This window comes from Longimicrobium sp., from assembly GCA_036389135.1.
In the GTDB taxonomy this organism is placed as follows: domain Bacteria; phylum Gemmatimonadota; class Gemmatimonadetes; order Longimicrobiales; family Longimicrobiaceae; genus Longimicrobium.
Genome location: DASVQP010000130.1, coordinates 83,102 through 106,311, shown reverse-complemented (window position 1 = coordinate 106,311; position 23,210 = coordinate 83,102). Strand labels below are relative to the sequence as shown.

General features: G+C 70.0%; 23 protein-coding genes. 22 read left to right on the top strand and 1 reads right to left on the bottom strand.

The window, feature by feature from the left end; genetic code table 11:
- Positions 1–81 precede the first annotated feature (81 nt).
- The 21 genes from VF584_26750 (at position 82) to VF584_26650 (ending at position 20,668) form a co-directional block, all read left to right on the top strand.
- Entirely contained in the window at positions 82–2,364 is a 2,283-nt protein-coding gene (locus VF584_26750) for a TOMM precursor leader peptide-binding protein (GenBank protein HEX8213795.1), read from the top strand.
- Positions 2,361–3,539 (top strand): YcaO-like family protein, encoded by a 1,179-nt coding sequence (locus VF584_26745; protein HEX8213794.1) that lies wholly within the window; start codon positions 2,361–2,363, stop codon positions 3,537–3,539. The genes VF584_26750 and VF584_26745 overlap by 4 nt, the downstream gene beginning before the upstream one ends.
- On the top strand, positions 3,536–5,098 hold the full coding sequence (locus VF584_26740; GenBank protein ID HEX8213793.1) for a TfuA-like protein: 1,563 nt from the start codon (positions 3,536–3,538) through the stop codon (positions 5,096–5,098). Before VF584_26745 ends, VF584_26740 begins: the two co-directional genes overlap by 4 nt.
- Positions 5,088–7,463 carry an SAM-dependent methyltransferase gene (locus VF584_26735; protein ID HEX8213792.1) on the top strand — a complete coding sequence of 792 codons (2,376 nt, stop codon included), beginning with the start codon at positions 5,088–5,090 and terminating at the stop codon, positions 7,461–7,463. The genes VF584_26740 and VF584_26735 overlap by 11 nt, the downstream gene beginning before the upstream one ends.
- A complete protein-coding gene (locus VF584_26730) occupies positions 7,460–8,890 on the top strand; it encodes a SagB family peptide dehydrogenase (GenBank protein ID HEX8213791.1) in 1,431 nt (476 codons plus the stop codon). Before VF584_26735 ends, VF584_26730 begins: the two co-directional genes overlap by 4 nt.
- A 463-nt stretch (positions 8,891–9,353) precedes the next feature.
- On the top strand, positions 9,354–10,022 hold the full coding sequence (locus VF584_26725; GenBank protein ID HEX8213790.1) for a hypothetical protein: 669 nt from the start codon (positions 9,354–9,356) through the stop codon (positions 10,020–10,022).
- Between the two features lie 119 nt (positions 10,023–10,141).
- Positions 10,142–11,257, top strand: a complete 1,116-nt coding sequence (locus VF584_26720) for a hypothetical protein (protein ID HEX8213789.1) — start codon at positions 10,142–10,144, stop codon at positions 11,255–11,257.
- Positions 11,258–11,439: 182 nt separating this feature from the next.
- Positions 11,440–12,561: a hypothetical protein gene (locus VF584_26715; GenBank protein HEX8213788.1), complete on the top strand. Its 1,122-nt coding sequence runs from the start codon at positions 11,440–11,442 to the stop codon at positions 12,559–12,561.
- A 142-nt stretch (positions 12,562–12,703) separates the two neighbouring features.
- Positions 12,704–12,916 carry a hypothetical protein gene (locus VF584_26710; protein ID HEX8213787.1) on the top strand — a complete coding sequence of 71 codons (213 nt, stop codon included), beginning with the start codon at positions 12,704–12,706 and terminating at the stop codon, positions 12,914–12,916.
- A gap of 481 nt (positions 12,917–13,397) precedes the next feature.
- Positions 13,398–13,919, top strand: coding sequence for a hypothetical protein (locus VF584_26705; protein ID HEX8213786.1), 522 nt, complete (start codon positions 13,398–13,400; stop codon positions 13,917–13,919).
- A gap of 58 nt (positions 13,920–13,977) precedes the next feature.
- Complete coding sequence (locus VF584_26700; protein HEX8213785.1) at positions 13,978–14,196, top strand: hypothetical protein; 219 nt, start codon at positions 13,978–13,980, stop codon at positions 14,194–14,196.
- Positions 14,197–14,357: 161 nt separating this feature from the next.
- Complete coding sequence (locus VF584_26695) at positions 14,358–14,576, top strand: hypothetical protein (protein HEX8213784.1); 219 nt, start codon at positions 14,358–14,360, stop codon at positions 14,574–14,576.
- 484 nt (positions 14,577–15,060) lie between these two features.
- Complete coding sequence (locus VF584_26690; GenBank protein HEX8213783.1) at positions 15,061–15,330, top strand: hypothetical protein; 270 nt, start codon at positions 15,061–15,063, stop codon at positions 15,328–15,330.
- Positions 15,331–15,763: 433 nt separating this feature from the next.
- On the top strand, positions 15,764–16,339 hold the full coding sequence (locus VF584_26685) for a hypothetical protein (GenBank protein ID HEX8213782.1): 576 nt from the start codon (positions 15,764–15,766) through the stop codon (positions 16,337–16,339).
- Positions 16,340–16,436: 97 nt separating this feature from the next.
- The gene (locus VF584_26680) at positions 16,437–16,982 is read left to right on the top strand and encodes a hypothetical protein (protein ID HEX8213781.1); all 546 of its coding nucleotides are present in this window, start codon (positions 16,437–16,439) and stop codon (positions 16,980–16,982) included.
- Positions 16,983–17,556: 574 nt separating this feature from the next.
- Entirely contained in the window at positions 17,557–17,763 is a 207-nt protein-coding gene (locus VF584_26675) for a hypothetical protein (GenBank protein ID HEX8213780.1), read from the top strand.
- 5 nt (positions 17,764–17,768) lie between these two features.
- On the top strand, positions 17,769–18,227 hold the full coding sequence (locus VF584_26670; GenBank protein HEX8213779.1) for a hypothetical protein: 459 nt from the start codon (positions 17,769–17,771) through the stop codon (positions 18,225–18,227).
- Between the two features lie 98 nt (positions 18,228–18,325).
- The gene (locus tag VF584_26665; GenBank protein ID HEX8213778.1) at positions 18,326–19,054 is read left to right on the top strand and encodes a hypothetical protein; all 729 of its coding nucleotides are present in this window, start codon (positions 18,326–18,328) and stop codon (positions 19,052–19,054) included.
- Between the two features lie 90 nt (positions 19,055–19,144).
- The gene (ssb, locus tag VF584_26660; protein ID HEX8213777.1) at positions 19,145–19,630 is read left to right on the top strand and encodes a single-stranded DNA-binding protein; all 486 of its coding nucleotides are present in this window, start codon (positions 19,145–19,147) and stop codon (positions 19,628–19,630) included.
- Positions 19,631–19,889: 259 nt separating this feature from the next.
- The gene (locus VF584_26655) at positions 19,890–20,141 is read left to right on the top strand and encodes a hypothetical protein (protein ID HEX8213776.1); all 252 of its coding nucleotides are present in this window, start codon (positions 19,890–19,892) and stop codon (positions 20,139–20,141) included.
- Positions 20,142–20,248: 107 nt separating this feature from the next.
- Positions 20,249–20,668, top strand: coding sequence for a hypothetical protein (locus tag VF584_26650; GenBank protein ID HEX8213775.1), 420 nt, complete (start codon positions 20,249–20,251; stop codon positions 20,666–20,668).
- Between the two features lie 733 nt (positions 20,669–21,401).
- Here the strand turns inward: VF584_26650 and VF584_26645 are convergent.
- Entirely contained in the window at positions 21,402–22,151 is a 750-nt protein-coding gene (locus VF584_26645; GenBank protein ID HEX8213774.1) for a hypothetical protein, read from the bottom strand.
- 289 nt (positions 22,152–22,440) lie between these two features.
- On the opposite strand from VF584_26645, the gene VF584_26640 reads away from it, so the two are divergent.
- Positions 22,441–23,184 (top strand): hypothetical protein, encoded by a 744-nt coding sequence (locus VF584_26640; GenBank protein HEX8213773.1) that lies wholly within the window; start codon positions 22,441–22,443, stop codon positions 23,182–23,184.
- Positions 23,185–23,210: the final 26 nt, after the last annotated feature.

Here is a 23,210-nt window from a genome sequence, read left to right as displayed (position 1 = left end):
CGGACCCATGGTGGGTCCGGCTCGCCGCGTTCCGGCAGCGGTCTGCCGACGACGTTCGGGCGCCCCTCCACCGCTGTCCGGATGACCACCACATCGTTTCCCACGTTCAATCCAGCGCTCGCGATAGAGATCCTCGAGCCCGACGGTCTCGCGGTCCTCAGTGACGATAGCGAGCTGTTTCTCTCAGGAAATCTCTACTGCCGGCTTGCTTTACACATCGATGGCCGCACACCGCCCGAAGGGCTGGTGGAACGGCTTGCACCCGACTTCAGCGCCGCCGAAGTGTACTACGGGCTGCAGGTGCTGCAGACGAGCGGTCTCGTACTCGACTCGCCTCCCCCCGGCCCGGCGGCAAGCGCTGCCTTCTGGCACGCACTGGGCGCGAACGCCCGAAGCGTCACCGAATCGCTGGAACACGGCGCCGTCGCCGTCTCCACGTGTGGTGCCGCGGACGCAACAGGGCTTGTCGAACAACTCGCCGGGGTGGGCTTGGCGGTGCGCGACGACGCTCCGCTGAAAATCGTGGTTACCGACGACTACCTGCGGCCGGAACTCGCCGCCTGCAACGCCCGCGCGATGGCTCAGCAGCGGCCGTGGATTCTCGCGCGGCTATCGGGCGCGGCTCTCTGGCTTGGACCCCTGTTCGCACCGGCGTCCGTCACCGGCTGCTGGTCGTGCCTGGCGACGCGCCTCCGCTACCACCGGGTCGCAGAACGCCAGGTTCAGCGCCGGCGCGGGGGCGACGACCCGGTAACGACGCCGCCGGCGTTTCTTTCCACCACCCAGACAGCGGGAGCCGCGCTGCTCGCGCAGGAAGCAGCGCGGTGGCTGGGCACGGGCGAGTCGGCCCTCACCGGCGCGGTGGTGTCCCTCTCCCTGAAGACGCTCCAGACGAAGCGCCACACGCTCGCACGGCGGCCACAATGCGAAGACTGCGGCGTGCCGCTAGATCGTTCACCACCGTTGTACAAGCGATCGGATCCGCTGGTAGAACTCGACAACCGGGCCGCGACGATCATGGATGGGACGGGTGTCCGCGTCACATCGCCCGATCAAACCTTCGCGAAGTACGCGCACCACGTCAGCCCGATCACGGGAGTCGTGGCGATGCTTGTCCGGGAGCCAGCGATGGGAGCGGCGAGCCCGATCCACCTGCATACGGCTGTGTTCGCGGAGCCGCACCTGTACGACGCCGACCGCTGGGACGCGCCCGGTGTCGCGGCGGGAAAGGGCACCACCGACGAGCAGGCTCGCGCCAGCGCACTGTGCGAGGCGATCGAGCGGCACTGCGGTTCAGCGCGCGGTGAAGAGCCGGTGCGGCGGGCGCGGATCGCTGACCTCGGCGGCCACGCCCTGCATCCGGGGGACCTCCTGCGCTTCAGCACGGCGCAGTACGACGGCCTCCTGCAGTACAACCGGACGTACCCCGACCCCCGCTGCCGCGTCATGATGCCCTTCAAAGACGAATGGCGGATTGACTGGACGCCCGGCTGGTCGCTCACGAACGGTGCCCTTCGGTGGCTCCCGGCGGCGTTCTGCTGGTATGGACACCGCGACGCCGACGTAGACGTCTTCTGCCGAGCCGACTCCAATGGAAACGCGTCCGGCAACACGCTCGACGAAGCGGTCCTGCACGGGCTGCTGGAACTGGTGGAGCGGGACGCGTCGGCGGTCTGGTGGCTGAATCGCGTGCGCCGCCCCGGCTTGGACCTTGATTCGCTGCACGAGCCCTACGTCGATCGCCTCAGGGCGTTCTACGGGTCACTCGGACGTGATCTCTGGGCGCTCGACCTGACCAGCGACCTGGGCATTCCGGCCTTTGCTGCTGTGAGCGCACGCCGCGGTGAAGGCTCGGATGAGATCATCTACGGCTTCGGCGCGCACCTGAACCCGCGCGTAGCGGTTCTTCGCGCGTTCACCGAGTGCAACCAGTGCCACGCAATCCTCCAGGCTCTGGCGTCGGCACCCGACGGCGGCGGCGGCGACGGATGGGGGTCGCGGCTCGAACGCGCGAAGCGCCAGTGGCTCGCGGCCGCGCGCCTTCGGGATCACCTGTACCTGCTTCCGGACGAGCGTGTGCCGCGCCGCCCGCTCCACGGCTTCGCCGACCTGTCCACCGGCGAACTCGCCCGTGACGTCGCCGAGTGCCGGCGTCGGGTGGAGAACGCGGGGATCGAGGTGATCGTCGTGAACCAGACGCGCCCCGACGTCGGGATGCCGGTGGTGAAGGTGGTGGCGCCCGGGCTGTGCCACCCATGGCGCCGGCTGGGTGCTTCGCGGCTGTACGAGGTGCCGGTGGTCGCGGGCTGGCGTGACACGCGCATCGCGGAAGACGCGCTGAATCCCGCTCCCAAGCTCTTTTGAGCACCGCCCTGCCGACCGCTGCGGGCGAGACCGCGAAGCGCCATCGCAGGGGCACGCATCGCGTCTGCCCCCCGGAAGAGACGCTGGAGCGCGTGCGTCCGCTGTTCCCGCGGCTTGGAATCACCCGCGTTGCCGATCTCACCGGCCTGGATCTGCCCGGCGTTCCGGTCTTCCAGGCGGTGCGCCCAGGGGCGCGCAGCCTGACGGTCAGCCAGGGAAAGGGATTGACGCCCGCGCTGGCGCGCGTCTCCGCCGTCATGGAGTCCCTCGAGCTCTGGCACGCCGAAACGATCGAGCTCCCCGTGGTGCGGGCGCGCGTGCGCGAGATGGTGCCGCGCCTTTCCTATGATCCACGCCGCCTGATGCTCCGGCACAGGAGCTTTTTTCACGACGACCTGCTGATCGACTGGATCCCGGCTCGTGCCCTCCTGACCGGCGATCCATCGTTTGTGCCCAGGGATTACATTCTGCTCGACCGCGTTGTCGGGAACCGTTTCCGCCCGCCCATCTTCCGGGCGAGTTCCAACGGCTTGGCGAGCGGCAACGTGCCGGCCGAGGCCGTCCTTCACGGGCTGTGCGAGGTGGTGGAGCGCGACGCCATCGCCCGGTGGCGGAATTCGGGAGGCGTCGACGAGGCCGTGGTGGATCTCGATTCGGTCGACGACGAGGGCTGCCGCGAAGTGCTCGAACGCTTCGCAGGTTGCGGGATCGACGTGGCGGCGTGGGACATCACGGGACCCACGGGCACGCCTGCGTACTTCGCCGCGATCTACTCGCGCGACCTTCCCAAGATCCTTCAGGGGTTCGGATGCCACCCCGATCGTGGGATCGCGCTGAGCCGCGCCCTCACCGAAGCCGCACAGACGCGCCTCACGGTGATCGCGGGCGCGCGCGACGACCTGCCGGCGCGCTACAGCTGGCTGTCACCCGACGCCGACGGCCTGATCGCGGGCGTAGCCGGCGCGAATGGCCGGGTTCCGTTCCGCGGCCGTGCATCCACCGCCACGGACGACCTCGATGCCGACGTGCGCACCCTGGCGGCGAGGGTCGAACGCCAGACGGGTTTCCCCGTCGTGGCCGTCGACCTGACGCGCGGCGAGCTGGAGATTCCGGTCTACTTCGCCGTGGCGCCGGGATTGACGCACGGGCTGACCCATGGAGCGTCGCGGCTGTGAGCGCCTCCTACGTCTTCGCCGGCCCGACGGTCACACGTGCCGAGATCCTCGCCGTGCTCCCCGGCTGCACCGTCATACCGCCCGTTTCCGCGGGCGACCTAGTGCGCCTGCGACCACGCGCCGGCGACGTCGTGGGGCTGATCGACGGTTTCTTCCGGGAACGTGGCGCCGTACGTCACAAGGAGATCCTCGATCTCATCGACCGGGGCGTGCGTGTTCTCGGCGCCGCGAGCATGGGAGCCCTGCGCGCGGCGGAGCTTCACCCGTTCGGGATGGAAGGAGTTGGCGAGGTGTTCCGCCTCTTTGCGTCGGCGGAGCTGGAGGGCGACGACGAGGTGGCACTGCTGCACCTGGACGAGGAGCGCGGGTACCGGCCGATCACCGTCCCCCTCGTCAACATGCGCCACGCACTGGCTCGCGCGCGAGACCGCGACGTGATCTCCCGTGCCCTGGCAGCCGCCCTGGTTGCGGCCGCCGTGGAGCTTCCGTTCGGCTCGCGCACCTACCAGGCCGTCTTCGAGCGCGCGGTGCGGTCAGGCACCCCGCTCGCCGCGCTCCAGCCGCTGCGGAGCTTCCTGGCCTCGGCGCGGCACGACCTCAAGCACGACGACGCCCTGCTGCTCATCGAGCACCTGGCGCGCGCCGAGGGGACCCCAGCCGGCCCACGGGCCGAGCCGAACACGCATACCAGCTATTTCCGTCTTCTGGAGATCGAAGCCAGCGGATCGGGCGGCCAGGGAGAGCGGGACGAGTTCGTGTCGGACCGCGACGTGCTGGCGTTGCGTAGGCTGCTCGACGCCGACTATCCGGCGTGGCACGTTCGTACGGCGTTGACGCTTCTGGCCGCGCGGTACGGCGAAGAGCTCGGAATCGCGCCGCCCTCGGCGGATTCGCTGCTGGCGGACTTCCGCCGCGTGAACCAGCTGTTGGTCCCGGCGGACTACGAAGCGTGGCTGGCTGCCCGCGAGCTAGGCGAGCCCGAGCTCGCGTTGGAGTTGCGGGATGAGGCATTAGCCGGGGCGGCGGCCGCCCGCGTGGCCGGCCAAGATGTCGGGGACGTGGCCTCGGATGCAGACTTGGAGCGCGCCGTGGCCGCCTACCTGTTCCATCTCGGGCTGGTCGCCACGGCGGACGCCTTTCCGGAACAGCTGGAGTTGTGGCTCCGCCCCACGGAGCGGAGCTCGCTCGCTCCGGCGCGCGCACTCGCCGTCGCGGCCGTCCGCGCGCTGTACGACGTGCAATGGGTGCCCCGCTTCGTCGCGGCCGCGAAACGGACACGGCCGATGTCCGGAGATCGAGCGCGGGTACGCGACACTCTCCGGTTCAACCGCGCCCTGGCCCGTGAGTCGTCAGGCGCGGGCGGCGCGGGAGTCGCGGGCGAGGAGGTGAAGGAATGGGCGGCGCGGCGCTGGTCGGCGGCTCCCGACGAGTTCGAGTGGGAGCTCCTGGACCGCGGCTTTCGCGGACGAACGAGCTTTGAAAGCGTGGCATCGTTCCACTACCTGTACGACTGTTGCGTTCCGCTGCCCGTACGCCCAGGAGATCCCCATGTCTGGTAACTTCAACGGCCGAACTCCGGCACCCCACGGCTTCCGCCGCGGCGGGCTGGTCGTCGTCGGCTCGGGAATCAAGGCAATCGGCCACTTCACGCTCGAGGCGGTCGCCCACATTCAAGCCGCCGACAGCGTGTTTTACCACGTGGCTGACGGGGTCACGGCGCGGCACATCGTGGAGCTGAACGCCAGCGCGGTGGATCTCAACCGGTACTACGGCGAGGACAAGCTCCGCCGGGTCACCTACATCCAGATGGCCGAGGTCATCCTCCGCGAGGTGAGGAGAGGGAAGTACGTCGTCGCGGTGTTCTACGGCCACCCGGGGTTCTTCGTCTTTCCGGCGCGGCGGGCGCTGGCCGTGGCCGAGCTCGAAGGGTACGACACGGCGATGCTCCCGGGGATCTCGTCCACCGACTTCCTGTTCGCCGAGCTTCGCATCGATCCTTCGCAGTCCGGGTGCCAGATCGTTGAGGCTAGCGATCTCCTGCTGCGCAACCGGCCTCTGCTCACCGGCAGCCATGTGCTGGTGCTGCAGGTGGGCGCGGTTGGCGACCCGGGCTATTCGGTTCTTCGGTTTAAGAACGCGAAGCCTGCGGTGCTGTTCGACCGCTTGATCGAGGAGTACGGCGAGGACCATCCCTCCGCGCTCTACGTGGCGACCAGCTTTCCCGGAGCGCGCTCGGCGATCCAGTGGCGCCGGCTTGTCGAATACCGCGGCCCCCAAGCAGACCGGCTCGTCCTGCCGCTGTCGACGCTGTACCTGCCGCCCAGGGACCTCGCGGAAACGGATCCCGAGATGGCAGATCGGCTCGGGGTCGGCAGGCTGCGGGGAACGACGCGGCCGGGGCCGCACAGCGCGGTGGCAGCGTACGGCGACTTCGAGCGCGAGGCCGTTGCCGCGCTCGTCGATCCTCGCACGCCTTCGCGTACGCCGACGAAGCGATCGTCGCGGGCGCTCTGGCGGGCGATGTCGGACCTGGCCCTGAACCCGCGCGCCGCCGAGGCGTTCCGCCTGAACGCGCACGCGTTCGTCCGGATGCATCCGGACCTTTCGCCCGCAGAATGCGGAGCGCTGCTGCTTGGCTATGCATCCGTCCTGCACAACGCCACGCGCGTGGAGCCGGCGTCCGCCGATCCGGGCCCGGCCACCGGCCCGCGGGAGACTCACCTCTTCGGCGCCGTCGCGCTGCTCCATGCGTCTGCCGAGCGGCCGGCGGAACTGGAGGAGCTGGTGACGGAGATGGAGCGCCGTTTTGAATCGCCTGGCGGCGAGGCCGCCGTTGACCAGTGGCTGCTGACGCGCGGGCACAACACCACCATGGCTGCGTTGGAGCGCACGCTGCAAGAGCTCGGAAGTTCCCTGGGGCTGTTCGCAGGCCGATACCCCATGCTCGTCGACAGCCGTCCCGCGGGCACGCTGACCATCGAGCGCGATCCCGCGACGGACGAAGTATCGGTGCGGATGTGGCATGCCGGCGGTTCGTCGGTGGAGAGGAATGTTCCCAACTGGAGCTACGACCCGGAGACGCGCACGCTGCGCTGGGGAGAGACCGGCGACGGTAACGGACACGCGACGGGATGGGGCGAGTTGAAGTTCGGCGTAGCGCTAGGCGCCGAACCGGATGCCTTGGAAACCGGATACATCGGGCCGTACTTTGGCGGACGATACTGGCGGGGTGACGACCGGCCCAGCGCGCCCAACGCGTACGGAAAGCTGAACGTGGCGACGGCGAGTGCGATGTCCGTGCCCGCCGCGGTCGACGCGCCCGAGGTGTGGGAGGGGAGCTACCAGTGCTATTACTACGACGGCCCGCCCGGCGAGGGCGACGATTCGCCGACGTACCCAGGGCCGCGTGTCGTCGTTGCCGTCGACGGGACGGGCCTCGCCGCAACGATCGACGAAATCCCGGTTGCGCTCCCGATGTTCGCCGCAAACCGCCTCTGGTGGAGCGCGGGGGAGGGCCACAACGAGACGGCGGCCAGCCTGGCGTTCGTGCTGGCGCCCACGGTTCCCGGCGCTCCGTCTGCGCGGGTGTTCTTCGGCCGGCTCTGGGCCGGGGCCGTTCGCCCGCCCGCGTATGTGAACGTGCTGGGCGTAGGGGCCGGCGCGCCAATGGTCTTTCCCTCACGGCTGGAGCTCCTGCGGCTCGCCACGCGGCACGGGGTCCTCACCGGGCTGGCCGACGCGCTGCTGCCCTTCGTCGCTCTCGGCCGCGCAGCGTGGCGCGACCCGCGTGAAGCGGCCGACGCCGACTGGCAGCGGATGGCCCGCCGCCTGCGCGGAATGCTGAGCCACGTCGAGGCGTCGGCGCACGCCACGCCGTTCCCGGCCCTGATCCCCCCGATTCGACGCACGACCGTCGCGCCGTGAACACGCGGTCGCAGAGTCCGGGCCGCGGCGAGGCCGCGCTGCTTCTGAGCTTTCGGCCCGGCATCACGGTCGAGGAGGATTCCCTCGGGCGCCTGTCGCTGGTGGACGCCCGCGGCGGTGCCGAGCACCTGGCCGATCCGTCTCCCGTACTCAGGGAGGTCGTATCACGCCTTGGGCACGGCGCCACCGAGGCTGAGGTGGCCGCCGCCGCCGAGGCCACCGGCGATCCCCTCGCACTTCCTACGGCGTACTTCCAGCTTGATCAGTGGCGCGCGAGGGGGGTTCTCGCGGAAGCGATCGAGGACCACGGGGCGGTCCTGGCCACCGCCATCCCCATCCGTGAGGGGTGGCGACACGCGGGTCCGCTGCCCCCGCCGGCCGGGACGGTCCTGTCCAGGTTCGCCCTCTTCTACCGCGACGGGGGGGCGACGATCCTGGAATCCCCGCTCGCCAACTGCCGACTGCTCCTGAACGGAAGGGTGGCGGGCGGACTGCTGTCCGCGTTTGGCGAGACGTGGGCGGCCGACGCGCTCGCGGCGGCGTGCGGAGTGAGCCGCGGCGCCGCCGCGCTGCTGGCGGACCTGCTGTGGCGATGCGGCTTTACCGTGCCGGCGGGCGTGGAAGATCCGCAGCTGGCCACGTGGGAGCTCCCGGACCTCCTGCTGCACGCGCGCAGCCGCGGGCGAGGGCGGCGGGGAGGCACGTATCGGTTCGCAGGCACACTCGAGCCGCCGCCCGTCACGCGGCCCCGGCACCCCGGCGATCCCATCCCGCTGCATCGGCCGGGCACGCCCGCGAACGGCGGCGGTCCCAGCTTCGCCGACACGCTGGAACGGCGCCGAACCGTGCGCGTGCATGACGGACTGATCACCGCGGCGCAAATCGGCGAGCTCCTGTTCCGGGCGGCACGCGTAAAGTCCATCATGCCGTCGCGCGCCGACCCGGCTTTCGACACCAGCCGCAGGCCGTACCCCAGCGGGGGCGCGTGCTACCCGCTGGAGCTGTATCTAACGGTGGGCACCTGCGACGGGTTGGCTTCCGGTCTTTATCACTACGAGCCCCTCGAGCACGAGCTCACGCGCCTCGCGGCACCTAGCGATCAATTGCGGGAGATGCTCCACGCGGCCGGCGCGGCAACCGGCCGCGCGCTGCAGCCCCAGCTGCTGGTGACGCTCACCGCGCGCTTCGCTCGAACGAGCTGGAAGTATGAGGGAACGGCCTACGCCCTGATTCTCACGGAGGCCGGAGCGCTTCTGCAGACGCTCTATCTGGTAGCGACCGCGATGGACCTCGCGCCGTGCGCGCTTGGGACGGGCGACGCAGACGCGTTCGCGGAGGTGTCAGGACTCCCGTACCTCACCGAAGGCGCCGTGGGCGAGTGTCTGCTCGGGGCGTGCGCGCCGCAAATCCTGCAAGCGGAGCGCTAGCCACCGAGCCCCGAACCACGAACAGGGCCCGACCTCTCATCTCCGCACGCGCGCTGTAGTCGGAGTAGCGGCCCAGCCGCGCAGGACCCCGGCGCCCCCTGACTAAGGCCCTCCGCCGATTCCCGGCGGAGGGCCTTTTCGTTTGGGGAAGGCCGGTTGAACCCACGTAGAAAAAGCCCGGGACGTCAAGGTCCGTCGGTGGTGGGAACGGCGAACGCCCGGTGCAGCATCCCGGCCCCGTTTCGGGGCGGAGGGATCGTTTCACCGCGCCCGGGACAGCCACATGGGTCTCTAACCCCGCTGCCCGGCGCTTGCCCCGGGATGAGGGACGGCGCAACCCACGGTCCTCCCGGGATTGGGTTCTCCCGGCGCGGCCAAACCACTTCCCCGGGGTTACGGTGCCGCGCCATACCGACCGCAGCTTGCTCCCCGCGTTCTCCGCGCCCGTATCGACGCCGACGGCGTGACCAACGGGGAGTACCACCGGCTCCTCCCGACCCTGCCCGACGCGGCCCTCTGCGATCACGCCGAGGTGTACGCGCAGCATTGCGCCGCCGAGGCATTACGCGCGGACCACACGCTGCCCGAGGCGTACCTCCACCACTTCATCCTGCCGGAGCTGGTCGCCCGTCTCCGGGGCTCCCACGCGCGCGAACTGAGTCCACCGGATCCCTCCAGCATCTTCCGCTGGCTGCTCACCGACTGGGACGCCTTCGCGGCCCGCGTGGCCGGGGCGATCGCCGCGCTCGCCCCTGCCGCCCTCGCAGACGCCGCCGCGACCGCGCGAGCGGCCGTGGAGTGCCGCTGGTCGCCGGACGATCTGGTCTACGACGGCACGATCTTCCACACGATTCTCCCGGGCTCGCCAGGCGACTGGACCAAACACCCGCCTAGCGCCCGACCTGCGCCGGCAGGTCCGGCACGGGCAGGTACCGTGGACGTCGCTGGGGTTCGGGCGGGTCGATCGCGCACGGGGCGATCGGGCACGGGCCGGGCGGCCCGCTTCGCTCATGTGAGCCGAAGGGCAATGCAAAACCGTCGCATCCGGACAGGCGGCCAGGTATATTGCGCAGGGGAAACGCTGGTCCCGCCAACCGCCCCTGCCGTCTCCTTTAGCTGCGCAATTCCATGAAAGTATCTACGTACAGGTCGTCCCTCTTACTCGCCGTCGTGCTCAATGCCCTGCCGGTCGCCGCTTCGGGGCAGGCTCCCGGTCGACAGGCTGCCGATCCAAAGGCTCCCGATCTCAAGGTGAACGTGCTGCTCGACCGCGAGTCGCTGAGTGCCGGCGACTCCACGCGGCTGCACGTCTGGGTGGCTAACCCGTCGGCGACACCCGTGGACAGCGCCAGGGTGCGCGTGACCGCGCCCTGGTTCGTGGACCTTCATACCGGGTCCGGCGACCGGACGCCGTCCGAGATCACGATGGCGCTCGGGAAGATTCCCGCCCTGAACCTGGTGGACACCACGGTGACGCTGTGGACGGGGGATCAGATCGAGGAAGGAGAGGCTGGACTGGCGATCAGTGTCGATTACTTCTGGACGCAGGGGGGCGGTCCCGCAACCGGGCGGGCCTGGGTGGTCGCCGAGAAGAAGCTGAAGATTGGGCTGCTGGGCAACGAGACCGTCGCGGGCGTGTCGCTTCGCCTGGCTTCGCTGCTGGTGCCGGGGCTTCTCTGCTTTCTCCTGCTGAGGGCCGGCGGCGTGGGCTGGGCGAGCGACCTGGATTCCACGCCGATGCTGACGCTGAGCGTCGTGCTCTCCGTGCTCCTGGCGGGCATCGCGTCGAAAGCGTTTCCCGGAGGGTCGGAAAACGCCATCAGCAATCAGCGCTTCATCGGCCTCTCGCTGTCGGGCCCCGGCCTCGCCCTCGTGTACATGGGCGCAGCGCACGGGATCCGCAGGTGGGGCGGGCGAAACCTCGTCGAAGCGAACGATTCGGAATCGCAGGCCCTGGAGAAGGTCCTGAAGCAGGCCCATCACCCGATTCGCAACCTGTTCGCGAAAGAAACTTCACGCCTCGATTCCCGGGTCGTGGCGATCAAGGGCGGCGAACGCCTGACGGGTTCGGTCGCGGGGCGCACCGCGGAGGGAGGGACGGTCCTGCTGGGCTGGTTCAAGCTGTCCGTTCCAGCGGGGGAGGGGCAGCTGCTGGAGAAGCTGGAAAAGCTCCAGGAGAAGGGGAACTGGCTCAAGATGCTGCAGGTGGCGCAGTCGAAGAAACTTGCCGTCAAGCCCAACCAGTCGATCACGACGTCGGCCGCGAACGGCGGCTCGGGCCAGATCAGGCGCCTCGCAAAGGAAGACGTGCTGTCCAACATACCGGCCAACGGCACGCTCCCGCCGCTGGTGGCCCAGCAGGACTAGACAAAAAAAGACCGCCTCCTCGGTTTCCCGAAGAGGCAGGTCCATGTTAGAGCAGTGCTCTTTGGCGCCCGCGTCGCGCAAAACCGCGGGACGGCCCCGACACGTTCTTCCAGGTAATCTGCACAGTTCCATGCGATCCGTCAAGCAGAACGAACGAGCACTTCGGATAAAGGAGGACCCACATGAGCGGTTTGGCCACCAAGACGGTGCGACTCAGGATGTTCGACTTCCATCCGGTGCTCGCGGGGCTCGCCGAGACGGCTCCCCTCAGCAAGCCGCTGTCCTTTCTGGTAGAGCCCAATCAGTATGGTCCCGCGCAGGAGCAGGAAGGGGTGGAGACCGAGCACTTCCTTGTGCAGCCTCTGACGGCCGCCGAGCTCGAGTTCGGCGACGTGCACACCCCGAACAAGTTCTGGGCGCAGTACTACGACCGGTATTCCCTCCCCGCGAAAGATCCGCGGAATCGCTGGCAGCGCCTGGTCCCGCTGCGCTGCGTGCCGCGGTCCTTCACCGCGCACCTGGTCACCGGCGACCCGGCGGTGAAGGCCCAGGTCGAGGCGACGGTGTGGCTCTGGCCCTTCGGCTGGTCCTCGCACCTCCAGATCATCGTGGAAAATCCCCTCACCCTGTCGGGATTGAAGAAGCTGGTGCACACCATCGATAGTGCGAAGTGCTTCGACCTGGAAGGAGAGCTGGTGCCCGTCTCCGGCGTGTTCCGCTCGCTCTCGCGGCAGGTGGCGGGAGATCTTTACGGAGACCCGGGACTGGGAAACGCGCGTCCCTGGATCCCCCGCTACATGGTGGTGTCCATGGACGAGCTGGGCTCCCTGCCGCAGATGCTGGATGCCACGGCGAAGGCCCGGTACTTCGACTTTACCGAGAGCGACCGGGCCGGGCTGCACTCCGCCCTGCTCGGAACCGAGATCGGCATCGACGAGCTCAAGAAGCGGGAGCACGAGAAGACGTTCACGTGGACATTCTATCCCACCGCCGGCTTCGGCATCACGTATTTCGAGACCGACCGTACCCTGCTGGTGCTGCACGAGGCGAACGAGTGGAACGGAAGCCGGGCGGGGTGCCTGGGCGGCAACGTGGCGTTGTGCTCCATGATGGCGCTCTCGCTCCTGGGGGCGATCCGCTTTGCATCCCGGTCCGAGTTCAAGGACAATCCCGCGGTCAAGGAATTCACGGAGGTCGCCCGCGCGGCCCTGCTCGAGATGCCCGACAGATACGACAACCCGTACTGCGTGGACCTGTTCAGCAACCACCACCGCCTGAAGGCCTGGCGCAGCGGGTCGGTCTAGTCCACGCGAACGAGTTTCGTCGTGCGTCGAACGCCCCGGCTTCCGTTCAACCGCCTCCGAACGACGTGCGGCACGACTTCGTCCCGCCGTCCCATCCGAACCACGCTGTGCTCTTCAAACCGCGGCGCGTGGTGGTCCTGTGGTGGCCGGCAGCAACTGGTCGCTGGGCACCGCCTTCGTGCTGGCGGGCGAAGGCCGCACGGATCCGTCCTGGCTCGACATCAACCGTGCTTCGGACTTCCGCTTCGCGGGCGATGACGTGACGGTGGACCTGTCCGGTCGGGGCGACTTCGCCAAAGTGATGGTCTACAAGCTCTCCACTCACGCGGTGGACGCGGAGCAGATCGCCGCGTGACCCCTGGGTCGCGCGCCGCGCGGTGAGCGCGGCGCGAACGCAGTTCCCCGTCGACAGCTCCGCCACTCTGTTCGCGACCCCCACCTCAAAACTCGGCGTGCCATCGGAACGAAAGCTCTGGCTGCTGCGACAGCGGCGAGATCTACGCGCTGTGCTCGCTCTGCGTGATGTACCGCCGCCTGGAGTTCTACGTCGATCATCACGCGTCGGACGACGAGACCGCCGAGGTGGTCGCGCTCCAGGGTGGGCGGTGCCGCGCGGAAATCGAAGACTTCCCCTCCTGCCTCACCAGACCCGCGCCCGCGGCGGACCCGGTTGGGGAAGCAGAGGCTGACGCCCGCGAGGCAGGCGGGTGCGATCCGACAGGGAAGGAGTAGCTGGCGGCAAGCGACCCAGCGGGCATCCCCCCTCGCAGCAGCCCCCGGGAGAAAAGGCACGGGCGAGACTGCCACCGCTCCGCGCCGCCGAGGGGCCCACCGCCATGTATCGCCAGGTCATCCACCACGCGCCGTTCGTGATCGGACCCGCCGGGATCCGCATCCTCCAATGCCACAGCCGCGGGGACCGGCGCTTCACGCCCTTCAACTGCTTCGTGCCGGCGTTCGGGCGCGACGACAGCATCGAGAACCATTACCACCGCGCCAAGCGGTTCGGCGAGAAGGCGCCGCGCGACTGGCGCGAGGCCAAGAAGCTGAAGCAGACGGCCCGCCAGACCGGCTGGCAAATCGGCCCGCTCGCCGTGGAGGTCCGCAGCAACCCTGTCGGATCGAGCTTCCGGCTGGATGACCTCGGGATCCAGTACTACGTGATGCTGTGGTACCGGTACCTGCGGCCGCGGCCGGAGCTCGTCGCGGCGGCCGCAGAGTTCGACGAGTTCGATGACCCGTTCCGCGGCGCCTTCCCCTTCTGCCAGGCAGACGTCATCCGGCAGGTGGTGCGCGAAGGCGTCGACAGCCTGCGGCCGATGTTCTCCGAGCTGGAAGGAATTCTCCGGGTCCCCTGATCCCCGGCACGCCAGCAATTCGCCTGACCACCCACACATACGTACAGGAGTCCCGCAGATGACTACCGTGCGCTACGTCGTGCTCAACGAGAACGCACTCGGGTACATCTCGGACGCACAACAGGGTGTGGCGGGGGTGCTGGCGAGTACGATTGGCGGTCCCAGTCCCCTCAACGGGCCGGTGGCCCTGCGGGATAGCGACCGCGTTCGTCCCGCCACCGCGCAGGACTTCGACAACTTCCGCGTAAGCCCGACGGGTCACCTGCCGGCTGACTGACCAACTTTCAGGTGCAGAGAAAGGGCACGGTGAGATCTGTCACCGTGCCGTTGCTCGTCTCCTGAGCCTCTTGCACCGCATGGGGCTCACTCCGGGAACGAGACCCTCTCGCCAGCCTCCCAGTCAACGCGGACCCCACGTTACCGTGCTGTGGCGGAGCCATGAGAACCAACACGATCAGGGCAAAGCTCGCCGGGATGCGCACCGAGCAAGACTTCAGCGTTTATCCGCGCAATCGCGGTGGCGCACCCGTCATCGTGCAGAGTGACCGCGCGATCGGCCAGTTCGATCCGGAGACGGGTGAGGGCTTGCTCAACTGGCGGGGCTCGAAAGCAAAGTATTTCCACCACCTGGACGTCTCGCTGGGCGCCGAGCGGTAGACCTTCCCCCCTGAGTTCGTCGCGCAGGCAGTGACGAACGAACCGAAACGCGGCGAGGAGGTCGGCCCCGGGATCTACGTCCCGTAGATCGCCACCAAAGCCGCTAAGCAACCCGCGACCCCTGACAGCAAGGAGATCCACCATCATGAGCGGACGGGAACCAGCATTTCAGGACGCGACCGGGGCTGTGTATCACTGGACGGGGCGCATCCGCCCGGTATGAGCAGAAGAGGTCGCCGCAGGCACCTCGTGCCTGATCCACCCGCACCGCGTGGGCCGAACCGATCCAATCCCGCCGGTCGTGATCCACGTAACGAAAGAGAACGCGGCAACCGTAGGCTGCGCTCTCATCCTTGCGCCCGGCGCGGTGGAGGATGCGCACGAGCTGTCCCGCGCCCTTCGGGGAGAGCGCGGTCCCCTGTCGGGAGATGTCGTGCGAGTCCGCGGGGATCGTTACTATGCCGCGAGGGACGGAGCGTTAGCCGTGATCGGCGCGTCGCCCCTCGCCGACGCGGGAGAAGTGATGGCGACGCTGAGGGCCAGCGCCTTCCGCGGTCCAGCGACGCCGTACAGCGACAATCCGGTGATCGTTTCCATTTCGGGCGGGCCGTGCCCGATCATCCCTGTGAAAGACCTCCGCGCGACCGGCGAATCCGTCGAGCATCGGTTCTGGCGGTGGCGTTCGTCCCCGCAGGCGGACGGAGGGCTGGACTATCGCGTCCGAGTGCCCGTGTGGGAGTGGGAGCCGCGCTAGGGGCGAGTTCGTCGGTAGCGCGGGGACGCGTTGCAGGCGGTGCCTTCACTCCTCTCCTGAGCAATGGCACCACGGCAGCTCGCGCCCCCCCGAAGAGCTCCCGGTCCCGGGGATCGCAGCACCTTCCCCACCAGCTCGGCCGCACCTGCGTCACCATCTCCGCTCGGTCAATCATCGGGATGCGGCCTGGCTTCGATCAAGCGATCCCACAGCTCGTTAACGGCCGTCCGACCTCCCGCGTTCTTCGCCGGTACGCCCGTGAGGGTACCGGACTTCGCCGAACCCCACGAGAAAAGGTTCAGGCGATTTTCGCGAACCACGCCGTTGTCCGGTATACGGACAGCGGTGGAGCCCACCTCCGCCGGAGCCTGAACCAGCCAGGGAGAAAAGTGGGGGCGTTGGCGCCGCTCCCGTGTCCCCGACCCCGCCGCCCATGAGCACCGATCGTCAGCCTCTCTGGCCCGGTTCGCCCGTCCTGGCGGACTTGGTGGACCGGCTCGTCTTCACGGTCCGGGAGGACGAGGTATTCGTGTTTGGATCCAACCGCGCGGGCTTCCACGGCGCTGGCGGCGCGGGCATCGCCTGCCGCGGGAACGCAGACGTCCGTACGTGGCGGAGGGACAAGGCATTCTCCGCGATGCGCGAGGCGCCGCGCGGATCCGAGACGCGCCGGGGCCGCTGGGCGGTGTACGGCGTCGGGCGCGGCCACCAGGTCGGCACCGCTGGCCAGTCGTACGCGATCGAGACCATCGAACGGCCCGGCCGCCAGTACCGGCGGGGGACGCCGCTACGGACCATCTACGCGCAGCTGCGCGAGCTGGTGGCGTTCGCGAACCAGCGGCCCGAGCTGGACTTCCTGGTGACGCCACTCGGGGAGGGCCTTTCCGGCTACGACCGCGCCGAGATGGCCCTCGTGTGGCAGACGCTGCACGAGCGCGTCGCCGGCGGGATCCCGCTCTCGTTTCGCTTCGTCCGGCTCGCGCGCGCCGGCGACCCTTCGCTGACCTGAGTCGGCCACGCATCGCCCCCATTCCTGATCGCCCGCCGCGCCGCGCCACCGTCGGCCGTTGGACACGGAGCGCCACCCCCTTCCCTGACCGCCCGCCATGCCCACCGACACGATGGAGTCGCGTCCGCACCCGGACTCGCTGTTCGAAAGAAGCACGCTGAAGCTCGCCTACTGCGACCTGTTGGCGGAGCTCGCGAAGGAGCACCCGGAGGTGGTCGCCGCGGCCGCACGCGCACTGGAAGCCGATGCCGCAGCGCTCCGCTCGATGAACCCCGGCAGCGGCTTCACCAGCCCGGGCGCCTTCCTGGCCCGCGCCTGGGTCGCGCGGTCGCATCCCACCGACGTGGAGGGCGTGCACGAAAGCCAGGCACGCGAAGCCGCGAGCCGGTTCCTCAACGGCCAGGTTGCAGAGCTGCGCGAGCGTTCGCCCGACGGCCTCGTGTTCGCCTACGTCCCGGCGAGTCACGTCGCAGACCTGGCGCCGCCGCAGGTACGCGTGCGGCCCGTGGAAAGCGGCCGCAGGGTCGCCGTCGAGCTCCTCGATCCGGAGGATGGGACTCCCACCTGCGTGGGAACCCCGGCCCTTGAACCCGCGCAGTGGAACTCGGCGCGGGGACCCCGGTCGGCCGCGTCCGAGACCTGACCGGGCGCGGCCGAAACACCGGCGGTCGCGGTGCCCGCGAGCCGGATGCCGCGGCGTCCCTGTCGGCCCGCTTGCCCACCGCCGCGGGGGCCAGCGCCGCCGCGGAGGCCCCCCTCCCCCTGTCCGCCGCCGCGGATTGAACGGGGGCCGGGTGCGCGGCGTGGAGTCTTCCCCCCTCCCTGTCCGCCGCCGCGGACGGCCCAGCCGCGCCGCCTGCACCCGGGCGCTGACTTCCTGTCCGCCCGCTTCCTGCCGGCCGCGCGGGCCTGCGGCGCGCGGGCTCCCACCCCCGGCCCCGCCCTGGAGCCCCAGCGGGGCCCGGCGGCCCCGCGAAACCTTCCAGAGGCGGCCGCAGGGGCGGCAACCAACTACCCTGTGCGCTCGCCTCCTCCCTGTCCGCCCGCCGCTGGTGCGGACGGGCCGCGGCATCCGAAACGCAAGGGGTGATGCAGGACACGCGCGGCACGGCCACGCCCCCGGGGGCCCCGGGGGCGGAAAACCGGCCCCGCCGCATCGGGGTACGAGGTTGAGCCCGCCGCTTGCTGGCGCCGTGACTCCCTACCACCGGATGTGTATGGTGATTTCGACCCTCCTCGCCGGTCTCCTCGCCGCGGCGCTCGGCCCCGCAGCTCTGTACCGCGGCGTCCTCGTGTCCACCCCTCCATGGCCCGCCACGGCCGCCGCGATCACCACCACCGGCCTGCTCCTCGCGGCGGCGGCGAGGCGGCGGCGCACAGCATTGGCGCTGGTGCCGGCCCTTCGTCGCGGACGGCGGCGGTGATCTGGATGCCCACCTTCGGATCTCCCTCTCCCCAGCCCGCGGCGTCGGTCCGCGTGGTCACCGCGCGGCGGCGTTCCGCCGTGGCGCTGTCCGTGCGGGCGGCCGAGCCGGCCGAGCCCGCCGTGGAGCGGATGTCCATCGAGATCTGCGTGGAGTCCCGAACCGTCGCGCGCTACGCCGTGGATGCCGAGACCGCGTCCGCACTCGCCTGCCTCTTTGACGGGCCCGTGTGGCTGCTGATGGTCGCCGCGGACGTCCCCGGCTGCCTCTTCGGCCGGCTCTGGGCACTGGTGCCGGTGGCCGTCGAAGCGCCCCTGGTGCTGGGTGACGAAGACGGCGTCTACGCGCTGCCGCTCGCCGAGGTCCGCATCGCCGACGCCGAGCGCGTCCACCCCGGCAACCTCATCGCCGAGGTCAGCCACCTCCTCCACCACCTGCCCCCGGGGAGCGCCGCGGCCGGCTGAACGACACCCGGCGCCGCGGGCACCACATCCGAAGCAAGGCCGGCAGTCACCTCCGACTGCCGGCCTTTTCGCGTTTCCCCCGCTACCGCCCCTCCCCCATGGAACTGCCTGAGCTGCCGACGATCCACCACCTCCAGGCCCGAATGGCGCTGGCGTGCTCCGCCGCCCGGCCAGTCCCCGCCGCCGGCGTCCTTGGGGTCCGGACGCTCTTCGTGTTGCTCTACGCCGGGGCCGTCGCGGGATCCGGCCGCTGGCTACGGCCGAACCAGGTCGTGCGGATGACGGGCGAGCAGTCGGCGCGCACCGCGGCGGCCGAGCGCGTCGCCTGGGCTGACGCGTCCTCCCGGCCCGGGTTCGAGCCGCAGGGGCGGCGGTGGTACGCGGAGAACACGCGCGAGTCCGTGCGGAAGGTGCTCGCGACGCTCCTGCTGCCGATCGGCGCGGTCGTGGAGCAGCCGGCCCTGGCCCCGACTTCCCCGGCCCCTCGATGGGCGCTCCACGCCGCGTTCGCCGCGTTCCTCTGCGCCCGAGACGACCGCGCTGCCGCGGCTCTCTCCGAGTGGCTGCAGGCCCGTTCCGAGTCCTCACCGGAATCCGCGGGCGCACAGCGTCTCGCGTCCTCGCTCACCCGCACGGCGAGCGCGGCTGAGGCGTTCGCGCTGGAGTTCCCTTCGGCAGCCGGCGCCGCAGAGGCGCGCGAGGCTGCGCGGCACGCACGGGCCGCGGCGGCGGTGCTGCTCGGAGGCGGGGAGGCTGCTGGTGTCGGGGGGCAGTCAGTAGGGCAGGTCGCGCGCGGCGGTCATCGAGGCGGGGGCGGGTGGAGATAACCCCCAGGACGAAAAAGCTGGGATGAGCGGCGCTGAGGCCAAGACGGGCACGGCGCTGGGCTCAACCAACCAGTCTCGATGGAGATGACCATGTCGCGCGATCGCAACAAGGTGTTCCTGGTCGGCAACCTGGGCGACCACCCGGAGATCCGCACCACCGGCGGCGGGGCCCGCGTGGCGCAGCTGTCGCTGTGCACCACGCGCCGGTGGAACGACCGCCAGGGCGAGCCGCAGGAGAAGAAGAACTGGCACCGCGTGGAGGTGTGGGATTCGATGAAGGGCACGTTCGGCTTCGTGGAGCGCTTCCTGGGGAAGGGCGACCGGATCGACGTGGAGGGCGAGATCGACTACCACTCGTACCAGGACAAGGACGGCGCCACGCGCTGGGCCACCGTGATCAAGGCCATCGAGATCCGCCCGGCCGGTGAGCTGAGCGGGCCGGAGGCGCGCGGCCGCGGGCAGAGCGGCGGGGAGCGGTCCGAGACCCGCAAGCCGGCGGGCGTGGGGGCCGGCGGCGGCGACTACGCGGACTTCCAGGCCCCGCCCTTGGAGGACGACGACGACCTGCCCTTCTGATCCACTCCGCGCGTGGCGGCCGGTACCCCCTCCGGTCGCCACAGCGGCTCTTCGAGACCCATGCCAACCGTTACAACCATCACCCGTACCCCGCGGACCTGGCGCTCCTTGAAGACGTTGTGTAGGCCGCCCACCGATTGCCGTAGGTCGGCACAGCTCCAACCCCCGTGAAGAAAAATAAGGGCGGTGAGGCGGCACGCGGGGGGCTCTCGCGCGCGCCGCAGACACCGCCCGCGCCCACCTCCCAACACCGGATACGATGCCCCAGAACCCCCTCCAGGCGCGGCCGTGCCCGCGCGCCCTCGCCGCCATGGAGACCGAGGAGCTGCTGGACCTGATGGAGACGCACGGGGACGAGCCGCACGGCGACCACCACCCCTCCGTCGCCACGATTGGCGCCGCGCTCGCACAACGCCTCGGAATCCAGTGCGAGAGCTACCTCGCCCTGGTGCTGGCGGGAACGTCGCCTCGCGAGTGGCGCGGCCTTGTCGGCATGGCCGCGACGCGCTGACCCCCCGGCGCCTGCTGCCGAAGCGGGCGCCACCGTCTGTCTGAACCCCTCCCAGAAAAGCGCCGGCTGTCTTTGCATCCCCACTGTCAGCCGGAGAATCAACGCCCATGCTCGACGCTTTCATTCAGCGGGTGCGCGACGCCTACGACGACGCGTTCCCGGAGGACCGCGCGCGCCGCGGCTACGGCTGCCCGTTCCACCTTTCGCGCTGCTACTGTGGCGCGCCGTCGTGGCAGCAGCCGTGCCCGACCTGCGACTACTACCCGATGTACGGCTCCACCGGGACGAGCTGGGCGCGAGATAGCGCCACGCGCGAGGGATTCGTTGCCAAGGCCGAGCGTCACGGGGGTGTCGCGGCGTGGTACTTCGCCGGCTACCGGCGCACTGTGGCGTACACGAAGGACTGGCGTTTCGCTGAGAAGATCGACGGCCTGGTCGAAGCGGCGAAGACGTGGGAGGGCGTGCCGAGTCCGGGGGAGGTGTGGGACATGGTGCGGGGGAAGAACGCCGTCACGGCTTCTGCGTGAGGCGCGGGGCGTGGCAGAAGTAGCGCGCAGCGTGGCGCAGTCGGCGGCTGCGCCGCCGGGCGGAAACTGCATCCCCCCGTGCAGAAAAGCGTGCGGCCGGTTCATAGGAAATCATCCCAGGGTGCAGATCACGCCCTTCTGACCCGCGGCGTGGGGCGCGGGGGGGGCTTCTCCCGCCCCCCCCGGCCCCCGCGGGGAGGCCAGCAGTCCCAAGCGGTCCCTCTGGCACCTTCGCGACGGGTCGCTGAGGGAACAGGCTGGCACTCGTCGCGGGACCACCAGGTCGCCGGGAGGCCAGCAGTCCCAGGCGGACCCGCGTGCCGCCCTCGTGCCCCGCTCCGGGCACGGGGGGCGCCCGGGACGCCCCGTGATGGCGCCAATCGACTCCCCGCGTGCCACACGCTCGACGGCGGCTGGCCCCCACCCGGGGTACCACCGGTGTGCCGCCGCACCCGTCCGGGTGGCCGTGGATGGCCGGAGGCCAGCAGTCCCACGAGGACCCACCGCGCATCATCTGCCCGTTGCGAACCAAGTCACCCCGCCGGAACAAACGCGGCTCCGGACTGCGCACGCTGACGTTCAAGTTCAGGGTGTCTCCTGACGAACTCCGTGTGATCCGCGAGCGGGCGCGCGGGTACCCGAGCCCTGCGGAGTATGCGCGGCGCACTCTCGTCGCGGGGTGGGCGCTCCCGGTAAGCAGGATCGCCCGCGTCACCGAGGCGTTTGTTCCCATTCAGGAAATGATCGAGGCGGCGCGCGCGGCCGGGTTGGGAGGAGAGTCGGACGCGGCGACGGATGCGCTCCGCGAGATCCTGGCCGCCGTCACCGAGCGATGATCGGCCACGAAGCATTCGGGGCCAGCTTCCGGGAGCAGGCCGATTACCTCGACCGCGGCACCGACGGTACGAAGGCCGGCCGCATCGAGTGGCTGGAGGCGCGGAACGTCTGGGCGCCTACCGTCCACGACGGCGCCGCCGTGATGTCGGCTCTCGCCTCGGCGTCGCCAACCCCGACCCCGGTCTACCACCTGTCGGTCAGCTTCGACCTGGCCGACGCCGTCGACCGGGCACTCATGCTCCAGGTGGCCGACCGGCTCCTCGCGGACCTGGAGCTCACGGAGCATCAGGCGGTAATCGTCGCGCACAACGACCGCGAGCACGCGCACTTCCACCTGATGGTCAATCGGGTGCACCCGCGCACCGGGCGCGTCTGGAAGATCGGCTTCTCCAAGCGGGCGATCGAGCAGTCGCTCCGCACGCAGGAGCGCGAGCTCGGTCTCCGCGAAAACCCCGGACACCTCTTCCGGCTCCCGGGCCAGGCTCGCCCGGACCGAAGCGTGACCCTCGGCGCCGGCGTGCTCCGCCGCGAAGAAAGGACGGGCGCCCGGCCATACGTGGAGGTCGCCCGCGAGGACCTCGCGAGCGACTTCGCGGACGCCACCAGCTACGGTGACCTGGAAGCCCGCCTGTCTGCCAAGGGCCACCGGCTGGAAGAAAGGCAGAGGGGCCTCGTCGTGACGGACGGGACCGGCTTCGCGGCCGTCTCGTCCGTGTCCTCAACCGCATCGAGACCGAAACTGGAGGCACGGTTTGGAGAATCATACGCCACGTACAGGGCCCGAGGATGCGACGGGCTCCCCGCCAGCACAACCGACACCGGGCGAGTCCGAACCGGGGACCGAGCCACCGGCAACCCTGCAGCCGAGCTTCGACCTGATCCAGGGAGAACAGACGCCTTCGGCTCCCCGTCGGCCGCCACCGCCGCGCCGGCCGGTGAGCCCGCCGGCGCCGACGCCCGAGACGCCGACACCCGCGACGTGCGCGCCCGAGACGCCGGCGATCTCGACCGCCAGCCTGGATCCCCTGATCGAGCACCTGGCGCGGGAGATCTCCGCGATGGTTTCGGCGGCCAAGGAGCAGATCCGGCAGGCGGCGGCGATGGCCGCGACGAACGCGGTAGCGAAAGTCTCAGCACACCTCGACGCGAGGGCGAGAGCGATCGAGGCGCACGTGGCGGAGGTCACACGCCAGGTAGCGGACCTCATCCAGAAGATGGACGAGCTGCTGCGGGCGTCGGTGGCGGTGGCGGAGAACAACGACAGCCTTCTCGCGGAAGTGCAGCAGGTGACGGTGACGAAGCTGGAGAACGTCATCAAGCGCACGGAGGACCAGGTGGGGGAGGTGCTGAAGCGCGGCGAAGCACAGTCGAAGAGCATCGGAGCGACCGCGCAGGCGCTGGTGGACGAGGCGAAGCGGTGTGGACGCCGACTGGCGTGGAAGCCGTGGGCGATGGCGACGGCGTTCGCCCTTATCACGATCATCATGATCACGCTGCTGCGGCCGGGCTGGACGATGAGCGGGGAGCAGCGCCGGGCGCTCCGCGTCGGGGAGGCGGTGATCTACACGTACAGCTCGGCTCCCGAGTCGGAGAGGAAGGAGATGCGCCGGGTGATGCGCTGGCGGACGCCGGAGAACCCGGACTCCGTGGAGGCGCCGCGGGTTCCGAGCCGCCCGTAGAGGACGCCGGGCCGCGCTTCTCGCTG